Below are 12,391 nucleotides of genomic sequence, written 5' to 3' on the forward strand. Positions count from 1 at the left end.
CGCGGTGCGCCGCGCGGTCTATGCGCTGGAGCCCGGATTCTTGCCGAACAGCTTCATCACCTGCTGCAGGTCCTCCCACGCCTTGCGCTTCTCCGCGCTGTTGCGCAGGAGGTACGCGGGGTGGAAGGTGGGCATGAGCTGGATGCCCTCGTATTCGCGCCACTGTCCCCGCATGCGGGTGATGGGGGTGGTGTCCCTGAGGAGCGTCTGCGCCGCGAACTTGCCCAGCGCGACGATGACCTTCGGCTGGATGGCGAGCAACTGCGAGCGCAGGAAGGGCTCGCAAGCGGCGATCTCATCCGGCTCCGGGTTGCGGTTGCCGGGCGGGCGGCACTTCACGACGTTGGCGATGTAGACGTCGTTCCGGGTGAAACCCATGGCGCCAATCATCTTGGTGAGCAGGTCGCCCGCGGCGCCCACGAAGGGCACGCCCTGGAGGTCCTCGTTCTCACCGGGGCCCTCGCCCACGAACACCAGGTCCGCGCGCGGGTTGCCGGAGCCGAACACGATGTTCTTGCGGCCCGTGCACAGCTTGCAGCGGCGGCAGTCACCCAGCTCGCGGCGGATCTGATCCAGCGTGGGGCGCTCGCCCTCCACGACGCCGGGCAGCGCGCCGTTGTAGCGGGGCGTCGACTTGGGCACGTCCAGCAGCATGCCCGGAGCCGGGGCCGGCGGCGGCGCGGCCATGGGCGCGCGAGGGGGTGCGGCGGGAGGCGGAGCGGCCAGCGGACGGGGTGCGCCCAGGGGCTGCTTCATGGCGGCGTGCAGGGCGTCGCGCGTCGGCGACTCCGCCGGGGGCCGGGGAGGCAGGGGGGCGGCGGCCGGCTCGGGGGCCTTGGTCCGGGCGATCATCGAGCGCACGGACGAGGCGGCGGCGCGCTGCTGCTGGAGCTCGGCGGCCACCTTCGCGTCGACGAGGAGTGAGCGGCCCGCGGTCTCCTCCTGCCAGAGGAGGTGGCGGCGCACGTCCTGGAGCACGTCGGCAAGCTCCTGCGCGGAATCAGGCGTGTCGTCGTTCACGGTCGTGGATCGGTAGCGGAGGAGCTGTCCCGGTGCAAGGAAGCAGCCGGGGAAGTTGCCTGTACGCTTAGCCCAGGGTCGGGGCTTGCGCCACCTTCCGGGCGGATGCGCCGGGCACTGGTCGAATCAGGACACACCCGCCGCGAACCGCCCTTCGCCGCCGGGCGGACCTGGGGAAGATGCCGGACGCGGATTTCACGCCCTTTCCCCAGGAGTCTCCTACACATGATCAAGGTGGCCATCGTCGTTGGAAGCACGCGGCCCGGACGCAAGGCGGACAAGGTCGCGGCCTGGGTCCACGACATCGCGAAGAAGCGCGGCGACGCCACGTACGACATCGTCGACATCCAGGACTTCAACCTGCCGCTGCTGGACGAGCCGACCCCGCCGTCCATGCGCAAGTACACCCAGGAGCACACGAAGCGCTGGAGCGCGACGGTGGAGAGCTACGACGCCTACGTCTTCGTCACGCCCGAGTACAACCACGGCACGTCCGGCGCGCTGAAGAACGCGCTCGATTTCGTCTACGCCGAGTGGAACAACAAGGCCGCCGGCTTCGTGGGCTACGGCAGCGCGGGCGGCGTGCGCGCGGTGGAGCAGCTGCGCCTCGTGGCCGCGGAGCTGCAGATGGCCACGGTGCGCGCGCAGGTGCAGCTATTCCTGTCCACCGACTTCGAGCACTACACCGTCTTCAAGCCCGACCCGGCGAAGGAGAAGCAGGTGAACACGCTGCTGGATCAGCTCGTGTCGTGGGGCACGGCGCTGCGCACGGTGCGCGTGAAGCCGTAGCGCCTCAGGTGGCCTGGCGGGCCCGCTCCGTCGCGGCCCGCCGCAGCGCCTCCGCCGTCTCCGGATCCGCGGGGAAGAACGACTCGATGGCCAGCTCCGCGAGCGTGATGTCCACGGGCGTGCCGAACACGGTGGTGGTGCTGAAGAGCGACAGCCGTCCCAGCGACGTGCGCACGCGCAGGGGCACCACCACGCCCGCGAAGTCGCGCGCCTTCGCGTCCGGAGTGGCCTCCGGCACCGGATAGCCTTTCAGCTCCTCCAGGAGCGCCGCGAGCGTTGCGTCCGCGCTGGCGTCCACCTGCCGGTGCAGCCGCGTGAGGACGTGGTCGCGCCACTGCCGCAGGTTCTCGATGCGCGGCGCGAGCCCGTCCGGGTGCAGGCTCAGGCGCAGGACGTTGACGGGCGGCTGGAGCATCTGGGGCGGCAGGTCCGCCAGCAGCACGCCCACCGCGCGGTTCGCGGTGACGAGCGTCCAGTGCCGGTCCACCGCGAGCGCGGGGTATGGCTCATGGCCCGCGAGCACCAGCTCCACGGCCTCGCGCGTGGCGGTGAGCGCGGGGTCATTCAGGGGGCGCTCGGAGAAGACGGGGGCGAAGCCCGCCGCCACCAACAGGCCGTTTCGGTCGCGCAGGGGCACGTCCAGTTCCTCCGCCAGGTGGAGCAGCATCTCGCGGCTGGGCTGGGAGCGGCCGGTCTCCAGGAAGCTCACATGCCGGGTGGAGACCTCCGCGCGCAACGCGAGGTCCATCTGGCTCAGCCCGCGCCGCTGACGCCAGCCGCGCAGCAGCTCTCCCACGGGCCGGCTCTGCTGAAGGCTTGTCATGGCCGGGAAGATAGGGGGCGCACGTCAGCGCTTCCATTCCCTCGGAGGTAATCGACACCGCGCGGGCCGGCTCGCATCTTGTCCACCAACGACGGACGGCTTCACGGCCGCCGCCGCTTCCACTCCTTCGCAAGGAAACGTATGCCATGAGCGTCAAGAACGTGTCGGGAACCTTTCTGCGCCGTGCGCTGCTGCTGGACGCCGTCGCCAGTGGAGCCATGGGCCTGTTGATGGCGGCGGCCGCGGGCCCCATGGGTCCGCTGCTGGGCCTGGAGCCGGGATTGCTGCGTGCGGCGGGGCTGGGGCTCATCCCCTTCGCGCTGCTGCTCGGGTACCTGGCGTCGAAGGACATCCTGCCCTCGTGGCCGGTGTGGTTCGTGGTCGCGGTGAACGCGTTGTGGGTCGTGGACAGCGTGCTCCTGATGACGCACGGCCCGACGGCGCCCACGGGGCTGGGGGTGGCGTTCGTCTCGGCGCAGGCGTTGGCGGTCGCGGTGTTCGCGGCGCTGGAGTACGCGGGCCTGCGGCGCGGCACTTCGGCGGCGCTGGCCTGAGCGTGGCGGAGTGTTCGGTTCGCGCGGCCCGGGCCTTACGCCGTGCCGCGCGGATGGACTTGCGTTGCTATCGTGAAGGGACATGGCTTCCTTCCCGCGCCCGTGGCTTGTCATCGCAGCGCTGTCCTCCGGAGTCATTGGCTGCGCCACGCTGGGAGGCGCGCAGGGGAAGGACCTGGTGACGCTGCGCTACGACTGGCCGGAGCAGACGGCCATCCGGGTGATGCACACGGTGGACGTGCGGACGGACTGGAGCGGCCGGATGACGGCGCAGCGCCGGTACGCGATGCGGCTGGGGCCCGTGGATGAGGAGGGGCGCAGGCGGTTGGTCATCCAGGACGTGGAGATCCTTGAAGCGCCCTTCCCCGCCTTCGTGGAGCCGCTGGCCACGTCCATCATCGACGCGGAGGGGGACTTCCAGGGGATTGATCCGCTGGAGGACGGCCCCGGCCAGGACCTCCTGGATGCGTTGCCGGTCAGCCCGAGGAAGAAGGAGCAGATGACGAAGGCACTCACGAACGGACTCGAGCGCGAGGCGCGCAACCGGTGGAACGAGTGGGTGGGCAGTTGGCACGGAGCGCGCTTCAAGCCAGGGCAGACGGAGGTCGTGACGACGACGATGTCCGTGGGCACCGGGAGAAAGAAGACCGAGGAGGTCCCCGCCGAGGAGCGCGTCCGGTTGGACGTGGGCGTGCCCTGCTCCGAAACAGATGCGGAGCCCCGGTGCGTGAAGCTGAAGCTCGTGCGGGAGCCCGTGGGGCAGACGGACGCGACGCAAGGACAGTACGCGCACCTGGAGCTGGAGTTGGTAACGGATCCGGCGACGCTGCTGCCGTACTCCTCACGGGTCATCCGCATGGACCGCGTGGACTGGAGCAATGGAAGCGGCGAGCCGGACTTCCACGAGGCCGTGCACGTGGAGCAGCACACGTTCCTCCATGGCGTGGAAGGAACACCGGGACAGGTCGCGGCCGTGGAGTGACGTGAGCGCGGTTGGCGGTCGCACGCTTGCCGCGCCATCACAGCCTGCCGTGACAGCCCCTCTGCGTGCCGCGAGCGCGGCGTTGGTATTTGCCCTTGTCGGATGCGGCTCGGTCACTGTTGGCACGGTGGGCAAGCCCGCCATGGCGAAGTGGGTCGGGCCAGTCTTCGGGACACCGGACGGAGGTCAGCTCCGGACGACCATCTATTACGGCCCCTGGCAGTGCAGCGCCGCGTTCCTGTCCCGCTGCGAGTCGAAGTGCGCGGCCCAGGGCTACCCACTCATGGGTTGCATGTGGCTGGCCGACATCAAGGCGGACTGGCAGGGGCGCTACCTGTTCATGCCCGCGGAGGCCGGCGGGCGCATGGCCATCACCCACTGCTGCTGCGACTACCCGAAGGTAAACGACTTGAAGTGGCGCAGAGACACCTGGGACAACGCGCGCAAGCGCTTCCGGCAGGATTGGGGCTCCGAATTCGGAGCATGGCCCTCGACGGGCGGAAACCTCTGGACCGGTCATCACATCCTTGATCTGGCACACGGGGGCGCGCCGACAGCCACGAACAACGTGCTTCCCGTTCCGGACGCCATGCACAAGGCGTTCAACGCTGAGTACCCTGCCTGCTACGCGCCTGGCGGTAAGTGGCTGACTCCTGGCCCCGAACATCCCTACGTGGATTGAACGACACCATGTCCATGAAGCGCATCCTGGCTGAAGTCTCCACCCATCACTTTCCCAACCCACCGGCGACGCCCGCGCAGGTTGCCGCTTTCGAAGCACGCGTTGGATGGGTGCTGGATGAGCAGCTTCGCGCCTTCTACCTGCACTGCAACGGGGCAGCCTTGTTCGAGGCTCCACCCGAGATGAATTACCGCATCCTCCCGCTCGAACGCATCGAGCGAGCCAGTGTCGCCATCCGCGGCAGCCAGGACGATGCGGATGGGTCGCCATGGCATTTCACATTGGTGGACATGCAGGACACCAACTTCGTCATCCTGGACGTGGCCGCAGCGGAGAACGGCAGCTACCCGATGCTCGACGCGTTTCATGAGACGTATCCAGACGAGGCTCCGCGCATCGCCTCTTCCTTCGAAGAGTTCCTGGAGAAGGCGCTGCGCAGCGGCAATCGCTCGTTCTGGCTGAGCAGCGAACCCGTGGAGGAATAGGGGCGCACTCAGCCCAGGCCCACTTCGCCGAAGTAGTCGAGGAACGCGCGGATGCGTGCTGGGAGCTGTCTCGCGGGATCGAGGAACACCGCGTGGAAGGCTTCGGTGTCTCCGGGGTTCCGGTCCTCCATCACCGCCACAAGCCGTCCTGCTTTCAGGTCCTCGCGGACCATGAACACCGGGAGCCTTGCGAGCCCTGCTCCCGCGAGTGCCAGGTGCCGCACCGCCTCCCCGTCACTGACCTGCACGTTGCCGACACATGGGACGGAGACCGCGACTCCGCGCTCCACGAAGGGCCAGCGCTGCGTGGCTCGCGCGTAGCTGGCGCCCAGGCGGTTGTGCTTCTCCAGGCTCGCCACCGTCCTGGGCGTCCCATCGCGCTTCAGGTACTCCGGTGAACCGACGACGTGGAAGCGCGTCTCTCCCAGCTTCCTCGCGACGAGGTTGGACGACTTCAGCGGGCCCGCTCGGATGGCCACGTCCGCGCGATCCTCCAGCAGGTCCACCACCTGATCCGTGAGCCCGATGTCCAACCGGATGCCTGGATATCGAGCCTGGAACGCGGGCACGTGCGGCAGGAGAACGTGCGTACCGTAGGGCACGTTGGTGTTCACGCGCACCCGGCCCGACGGGGCATCGTGTGATGTGACGCCCCGCTCGGCGGCCTCCAGCTCCGCGAGCACCTGGACGCTTCGCTCGTAGAAAACGCAGCCCTCGGACGTGAGCTGGAGACCCCGGGTGTTTCGGTGCACGAGCCTCGCACCCAGGCGGCCTTCCAGCCTTGCGACGAGCTTGCTGACCGCCGACGGCGTCATCCGCAGCGTGCGCGCCGCCGCGGAGAAACCCTCCTGCTCCACGACCCGGACGAAGACCTCCATTTCTCCGGAGCGATTGATTTCCAGACGGGCCATTGAATTGAACTCACAAGTCCTGTGCCTGGAGCGGCTCTACCTCGTGACACGGCACACGAATACTAGACCCGTGCGGCCCCGGAAACGGATCCACGTCGGGCCGCATGGAGAACCCCATGTCTTCCCCCAAGAACGTGGCCCTGGTCGTCGGGGCCCATGGCATCGCTGGCCTCAACTTCATCGAACACCTGGAAGCGCTCGGAGGCTGGGAGGTCATCGGCCTGTCCCGCCGGGGCGGCGAGCCGCGCAAGGGCGTGCGCTTCATCTCGGTGGACCTGCTCGACGCGGCCGACAGCCGCGAGAAGCTGAGCGGCCTGACGCACGTGACGCACATCTTCTACGCCGCCTACCAGGACCGACCGACGCTCGCGGAGTTGGTGGCGCCCAACGTCGCCATGCTCGTCAACGTGGTGGACGCGGTGGAGCCCGTCGCCCGGAACCTCCAGCACATCAATCTGATGCAGGGCTACAAGGTCTACGGCGCGCAGCTGGGCCCCTTCAAGACGCCCGCCCGGGAGACGGACGCGGCGCACATGCCGCCCTCGTTCAACGTGGACCAGCAGGTCTTCCTGGAGCAGCGGCAGCGGGGCAAGGCGTGGACGTGGTCCGCGCTCCGCCCGTCCGTCGTCGTGGGCTACGCGATGGGCACGCCGATGAACGCGGCGCTGGCCATCGCGGTGTACGCGTCCATGTCGAAGGAGCTGGGCATCCCGCTGCGCTTCCCCGGGCCGCCGTCCGCCTACGACATCCTCATGGACCTCACGGACGCGAGGCTCCTGGCGCAGGCCATGCTCTGGGCGGCGACGAGCCCCCAGGCCGCCAACCAGGCCTTCAACATCAACAACGGCGACCAGTTCCGCTGGAGCGACCTGTGGCCGAGGATCGCTCGCATGTTCGACCTGGAGGTGGCCCCTCCCCTCCCCATCTCCCTCGTAGAGACGATGGCGGACAAGGCTCCGTTCTGGGACGCGATGGTCGCGAAGCATGGGCTCGCGCCCATTCCATACACGGACATCAACCCCTGGCGGCATGCCCAGGGGGTGTTCTCCACGAACTTCGACTTCCTCGCGGATCCGTCCAAGGCGCGCCGCCACGGGTTCCCGGGGCACATCGAAACCGAGGCGAGCTTCCGCGAAGTCTTCGCGGACTACCGCCGCCGCAAGGTCATTCCCTGAGCGCTTCCACCACGAGCGAGCGGAAGTAGCGCGCACCCGGGTCCGCGTCCGTCCGGGTGTGCCAGATGAGCGACTTGGTCATTCGCGGTGAGGGAAACGGCATCTCCACCGTGCGCAGGGGCAGCATGTCGCAGAAGGCCCGGGCGACGCGGCGGGGCACTCCCGCCACCAGGTCGGAGCGGGCCGCCGCCATCGCCGCCGCGAAGAAGTGCGGGACGGCGAGCCCCACTTCCCGCGTGAGCCCGTGCTCCTTGAGGATGCGGGCGTGCTGCTGGGCGCCGATGCCCGGGCGCCCTTCCGCGAGGTGCAGGTCGATGTGCTTCGACGTGTTGTAGAGCGCCTTCGTCAGCGTCTTGCCCCGGATGCGCGGATGGTCGCGGCGCACGAGCAGCACGGCGTCATCCGTGTACAGCGGTTCGGCGTGGCACCCCGGCCCCTTGGCCTCCGGTGGCCCCAGCGCCACGTCCACCGCGCCCGTGGTCAGTCCATCCCGCTCCACGAGACGCCCGACACACGCAAACACACATAAACACACATAAACACCCTACTGGACTCGATTAAAATTAATCAACACTCCGCCAATAGGCCTGCAACGGACTTCCAGAGGAATCCAAATAGGAAGGCATGAATGTTGTGCTTCGCACTCATCCTCAAGCTGGGTACAATATCTATAGACACATCACCAAGGACAAGGAAGTGAATGACTGCGCCTCCCGAGATGCACATGCATACCACAGCAACATGCCACCGACCGAAAAACTCGGCACAGGATGGCGAGTCATTGACTTGTGTTGTGGTCTCGGGGGCATTTCTCTCGCAGCACGATCACTCGGGTGTGAGATTGCTGCAGGCGTGGATATCTCCAAGTCGGCATTGGAGACATTCAAGAAGCATTTCCCCGAGGCTAGTTCCATCCTGGGCAGCATCTCCCGCGCGGAAACAGTCACGGCCCTAAACGCTACAATCAATGCCTCCTCCGATCAACGGACCCTGGTCGTCTCTGGCCCGCCATGCCAAGGTTTTTCTGTTGCCGGAGCGCGTGTACAGCGCGACCCTCGAAATCGGATTTTACCGGCAGTAGGCCGCGCCATAGCGCAAATCCAACCCACGGCTGCGCTTATTGAAAACGTTGCAGCCATCCTGAGCGATCGACACAAACGCAGCGTAAGTAGATTCCTTAAAATAGTTTCAGAGGCAGGATACAAACACACCATACTAAGAATGAACGCTGCAGACTACGGGGTCCCGCAGGTGAGGCATCGTGTCTTTTTCCTAATCACAAGGAAATCCCCGTCCTCGAAGCGCATTCAATACTATATCTCAAGCTTAACGCGTCCCAAGGTTTCGGTTCGCGAAGCCCTCTCGGGATTAGCCTCACCGCCAGTCTACTCAAAGGGCAACGAGATTCACGACTCGGGCCTTCAGAACCACATCGCAATGAGACACTCCTTGCGTGTTCGCGAAAAAATATCAGCAATCAAGCCGGGCTCGGGCCCAATGTCTTACAGGCGGCTACACCCAGATCGACCCGCCAGGACGCTAATTTCAGGCAATCGCGCACCACCCGCCCATTTCGAAGAACCTAGAAGCATTACGGTAAGGGAAGCAGCGCGGCTTCAGGGCTTTCCTGACAACTTCGAAGTTCTGGGATGCTTCTCAAAGCAAATGCAACTTGTCACAAACGCAGTTCCTCCGCCTCTCGCAAGAGCAGCCCTTATTACTCTTTTCATGACAATGGAGACTACGCATGGCCGCACAGCCACTCTCTCCGACAAAGCTAGCTAAACAAATCAGCGAAGCCTCCCCTGGCGAAAGCCCAATTCAAACGGAACTCTCGACTTCTGAGAGAGTCCTTCGTCGCGTGACGGATGGCATTTACCGGGAACCATGGTCGGCCCTTCGTGAATTAGTTTCGAATGCATATGACGCCGATGCAACGGAAGTTGTTATCGAAACGGACGCGCCTCGATTCGAGCGAATAATCATTCGCGACAATGGCGTCGGTTTCACCTCCGATTCACTAGCCTCAATGATCAAGAACATCGGCGGGAGCACCAAGCGAACAATTTCAGGAGCAACAGTAGGCGTAACCTCAGCAAACGACCCTACTCTTAGTCCAGGTGGTCGCCGACTAATTGGGAAGCTTGGGATTGGATTGTTTGCTGTATCGCAATTAACTCACGAGTTTCAGGTCATCACAAAGCGCGCCGGCGAGAAAACCCGCACCGTAGCCGACGTGATTCTATTCCAGTACGCCGAGAACAAGAAGGCGAAGACTAACGACGAGACAAACTTCCAGACAGGCTCCGTCAGAATCTGGAAAACACCTGCTCGCGACAGAAAGTCTCAGGGCACTGAAATAATTCTCAGAAATCTGCTGCCAAAGACTCGGGCTGAACTCACGAGTGAGAAGCTATGGACAATGGTATCCGCCACTGTCGTGCCCGGTGACGACGACGAAAGAGAGACGTGGCAGAGGCCGCGTTACCACATCGGGCGCGTCAACCCTGCCAATCCGTCAGAGTACCTGGAAACTCCAGAGTATCCATGGAACGACGAGGCCAGTCCTTCTGACAAATTTGAGCTTCTCACCCAGCGCATGTTCGCGCGAGCATCTGAAGCTAGCGGAGCAAAGCCAAGCCTGGAAAACACATTTGACAACTATCTACGCTTTATCTGGAAGTTAAGCCTAGCCGCCCCGCTAGACTACATGCATGGACATCCATTTGATTTAAATTCTGGGTCCGAGCCAATGCTATTCAAGATTAGTAATGCCAGAGATGGGTCCTCGGAGCCGATAGTCCTAGCCGGAACTGAAACTGTTCGCGAAAAGTTCAACCTTAAATCACCGGAACGGGGCACCAACTCGGATTTCAGGGTCCTCGTTGACGGTGTCTTATTGAAGCGGCCACTTAAATTCCGTGATCTACCGACAAGCGATGGCGCAGTAAATCGCCCCCTCTTGTTTATAGGGCATGATCGACCAGATCTTAGTCGATATCCTGAAACGATACGTGGTGGAGATTTGGAATTTGAGGCGTACCTGCTGTGGACGCCGCGGGTCGTTCCGACTGAGCACAATGGCGTACTCCTAAGAATCAACGACGCCAGTGGCACGTTGTTTGATCCGACATTCATGGATTACCGAGTGTCAGAACAGACCCGAATGCGCCAAGTTGTAGCCGAGATATTTATCACAGAAGGCCTAGACGCAGCGCTAAACCTGGATCGCGAATCGTTCAACGTCTCCCATCCCCACTATCAGTACATTGCCTTGTGGGTGCACAACGCATTTAAACAGTTTGCCACTCGCCACAAGGACTTGGCAAAGAAAGTCCGAACTCAAGAGCGCTCATCCAAGAGCGAGACTGAGCGAAAACATTTGGCTCGTGTTGCAGCTGAGATTGTCTCCGAGTGGAGTGGCGGGGACGAAAAGCCGGTACCTATCGAATTCACCAAGAAGATTGAAAAGTCATCCAAGGAGAAGCTGGCTTTCTCAATTGACGAAGTCTTTAAGGCATATGGCCAAGGCGAACGTCGCTCCGCAAAGAAAGATGTAGAATTCAAGGTTGATCAAGAAATAATGCGTAGCGTCGCGCAAGTGCTTCTGGCTGCTGGAGTTTTTGAAAAGATGAGCCATGCCAAGCAACAAAAGCTCCTTGCAGACCTAGCAAAGGTTATTTTTTACGGGAGAGGTTCTTGACAATGGACGAAATCAAGACTCCTCCCGCTCCAGCTACTGAATTAATTGCGACGAGCGAGATATATCCAACAGCCCCTGATCATGCTGTCCCAGAGCCACTGCCGCTCTCGGACTTTTATTCCTGGCATTTACCTAGAAAACAATGGGTACGCCGAAAGCAATGGGCTGCGACTGCCGAGGCTCTGATGGACGCCATCGTCCCACTGGATAGGCCATTTCGTTATCTAGGGCTGCCGGGAACTGAGTTATTGGATCTTGAGGTTCTTGCTGAAACCTGCATCAAGAAGAACACGCGACTAAAATACATTGGCTTCAACTCTGGCGCCCAAAGCCCAGGACGAAAGACGACTCAACAGCTTGCAGAGCAAGCCTTGATCGAACTTGATGTGATTGAGCAGCCATCCACCGTTCTGGTTGACGATATTTCGACCCTGGGTTCGGCAACCAGCATTGCGACGCGGCGAATCAAGGAGTTTGAGTCGTTCGATCTCGTGAATCTCGATTTCTGCGATGTTTTTTCAGGAGCAAAGGAGAATCCGAAACACACCGCAGTCAAAAGCATCGTTGAGTTTCAGCTGAATCGCCGGACACAGCCATGGCTCATGTATTTAACGACGGCTATTGCTCCACATGCACTCGACGGAGCGGATCTCAATGAATACCGTCTATTATTTGAACGCAACACCAAAGACTCTGAGGAGTTTGGTCGATTGCTGGGCGCCCCAGAGCTAGCAGCTATTCCCATTGGCTCTGGCGATCCCTTTCTTGGTGCCGCTGGTGTTCGACTAGGCAGACTGCTTACTGTTGGCGTGGGAAAGTGGCTTCTTGCCTTGCTTTCCCAGTCCAAGGGATGGATTCTGGAGTTGAAATCATGCGTCTGCTACCGCAGAGGTCTGGCAGGTGGCGATGCTGAGTCTGCAACAAGTCGTGAGCCAGATTTGTTCAGCCTTGTTTTCGGATTTAGGAAAAATACAGATACCATTTCAGATCCCACAGGGCTTGCCAGGGGCTCGCCGGCCTCCAGTCGAAATTGGATCGAGCTGGAAACTAAAGCGGCAATTCAGATTGCGACAAGGACGCTAAAATCCATAGATCTTGACGCAACGCTCGAAACATCCGAAGACCTCGCCCTCCAGATGCTTGATGAATCAGCTCGAATGTTAAGGCTTCGCAACTACGACGAGAAGCTATATCGGGAGTGGGTTGCTGGAATGCCGGCTGGCTTTGCGGCCCCCACCGCAAAGAAAACCCGGCCGAGATAAATCCA

13 protein-coding genes are annotated in these 12,391 nt (G+C 62.6%); 9 read left to right on the top strand and 4 right to left on the bottom strand.

Annotated elements, in window-relative coordinates; translation table 11 throughout:
- Positions 1-18: 18 nt before the first annotated feature.
- Positions 19-1,020: a uracil-DNA glycosylase family protein gene (locus JYK02_RS32705; RefSeq protein ID WP_207056807.1), complete on the bottom strand. Its 1,002-nt coding sequence runs from the start codon at positions 1,018-1,020 to the stop codon at positions 19-21.
- Positions 1,021-1,245: 225 nt separating this feature from the next.
- On the opposite strand from JYK02_RS32705, the gene JYK02_RS32710 reads away from it, so the two are divergent.
- Entirely contained in the window at positions 1,246-1,809 is a 564-nt protein-coding gene (locus JYK02_RS32710; RefSeq protein ID WP_207056808.1) for an NADPH-dependent FMN reductase, read from the top strand.
- A 4-nt stretch (positions 1,810-1,813) separates the two neighbouring features.
- Here JYK02_RS32710 and JYK02_RS32715 read toward each other — a convergent pair whose 3' ends face one another.
- The gene (locus JYK02_RS32715; RefSeq protein ID WP_207056809.1) at positions 1,814-2,632 is read right to left on the bottom strand and encodes a helix-turn-helix domain-containing protein; all 819 of its coding nucleotides are present in this window, start codon (positions 2,630-2,632) and stop codon (positions 1,814-1,816) included.
- 146 nt (positions 2,633-2,778) lie between these two features.
- Here JYK02_RS32715 and JYK02_RS32720 point away from each other — a divergent pair, with 146 nt between their 5' ends.
- From JYK02_RS32720 to JYK02_RS32735, 4 genes are all read left to right on the top strand, one after another.
- A complete protein-coding gene (locus tag JYK02_RS32720; protein WP_207056810.1) occupies positions 2,779-3,186 on the top strand; it encodes a hypothetical protein in 408 nt (135 codons plus the stop codon).
- Between the two features lie 82 nt (positions 3,187-3,268).
- Entirely contained in the window at positions 3,269-4,168 is a 900-nt protein-coding gene (locus JYK02_RS32725) for a hypothetical protein (protein WP_207056811.1), read from the top strand.
- A 1-nt stretch (position 4,169) separates the two neighbouring features.
- A complete protein-coding gene (locus JYK02_RS32730) occupies positions 4,170-4,850 on the top strand; it encodes a hypothetical protein (protein WP_347402638.1) in 681 nt (226 codons plus the stop codon).
- An 8-nt stretch (positions 4,851-4,858) separates the two neighbouring features.
- A complete protein-coding gene (locus JYK02_RS32735) occupies positions 4,859-5,335 on the top strand; it encodes an SMI1/KNR4 family protein (RefSeq protein ID WP_207056812.1) in 477 nt (158 codons plus the stop codon).
- 8 nt (positions 5,336-5,343) lie between these two features.
- On the opposite strand, the gene JYK02_RS32740 is transcribed toward JYK02_RS32735, so the two are convergent.
- Positions 5,344-6,246 carry a LysR family transcriptional regulator gene (locus JYK02_RS32740; RefSeq protein ID WP_207056813.1) on the bottom strand — a complete coding sequence of 301 codons (903 nt, stop codon included), beginning with the start codon at positions 6,244-6,246 and terminating at the stop codon, positions 5,344-5,346.
- Between the two features lie 116 nt (positions 6,247-6,362).
- Between JYK02_RS32740 and JYK02_RS32745 the strand changes: the two genes are divergently transcribed.
- Positions 6,363-7,421, top strand: coding sequence for an SDR family oxidoreductase (locus tag JYK02_RS32745; protein ID WP_207056814.1), 1,059 nt, complete (start codon positions 6,363-6,365; stop codon positions 7,419-7,421).
- Here the strand turns inward: JYK02_RS32745 and JYK02_RS32750 are convergent.
- Positions 7,411-7,920, bottom strand: a complete 510-nt coding sequence (locus tag JYK02_RS32750) for a LysR substrate-binding domain-containing protein (protein ID WP_347402639.1) — start codon at positions 7,918-7,920, stop codon at positions 7,411-7,413. The two genes, JYK02_RS32745 and JYK02_RS32750, sit on opposite strands and share 11 nt — an antisense overlap.
- 242 nt (positions 7,921-8,162) lie before the next feature.
- Between JYK02_RS32750 and JYK02_RS40940 the strand changes: the two genes are divergently transcribed.
- From JYK02_RS40940 to JYK02_RS32765, 3 genes are read left to right on the top strand one after another with little or no spacing between them, the layout of a single operon-like run.
- Positions 8,163-9,206: a DNA cytosine methyltransferase gene (locus tag JYK02_RS40940; protein WP_431603517.1), complete on the top strand. Its 1,044-nt coding sequence runs from the start codon at positions 8,163-8,165 to the stop codon at positions 9,204-9,206.
- The gene (locus tag JYK02_RS32760) at positions 9,169-11,124 is read left to right on the top strand and encodes an ATP-binding protein (RefSeq protein ID WP_207056816.1); all 1,956 of its coding nucleotides are present in this window, start codon (positions 9,169-9,171) and stop codon (positions 11,122-11,124) included. Before JYK02_RS40940 ends, JYK02_RS32760 begins: the two co-directional genes overlap by 38 nt.
- Before the next feature lie 2 nt (positions 11,125-11,126).
- On the top strand, positions 11,127-12,386 hold the full coding sequence (locus tag JYK02_RS32765; RefSeq protein ID WP_207056817.1) for a PP_RS20740 family protein: 1,260 nt from the start codon (positions 11,127-11,129) through the stop codon (positions 12,384-12,386).
- Positions 12,387-12,391 lie beyond the last annotated feature (5 nt).

It is taken from the genome of Corallococcus macrosporus, assembly GCF_017302985.1.
Classification (GTDB): Bacteria; Myxococcota; Myxococcia; order Myxococcales; family Myxococcaceae; genus Corallococcus; species Corallococcus macrosporus_A.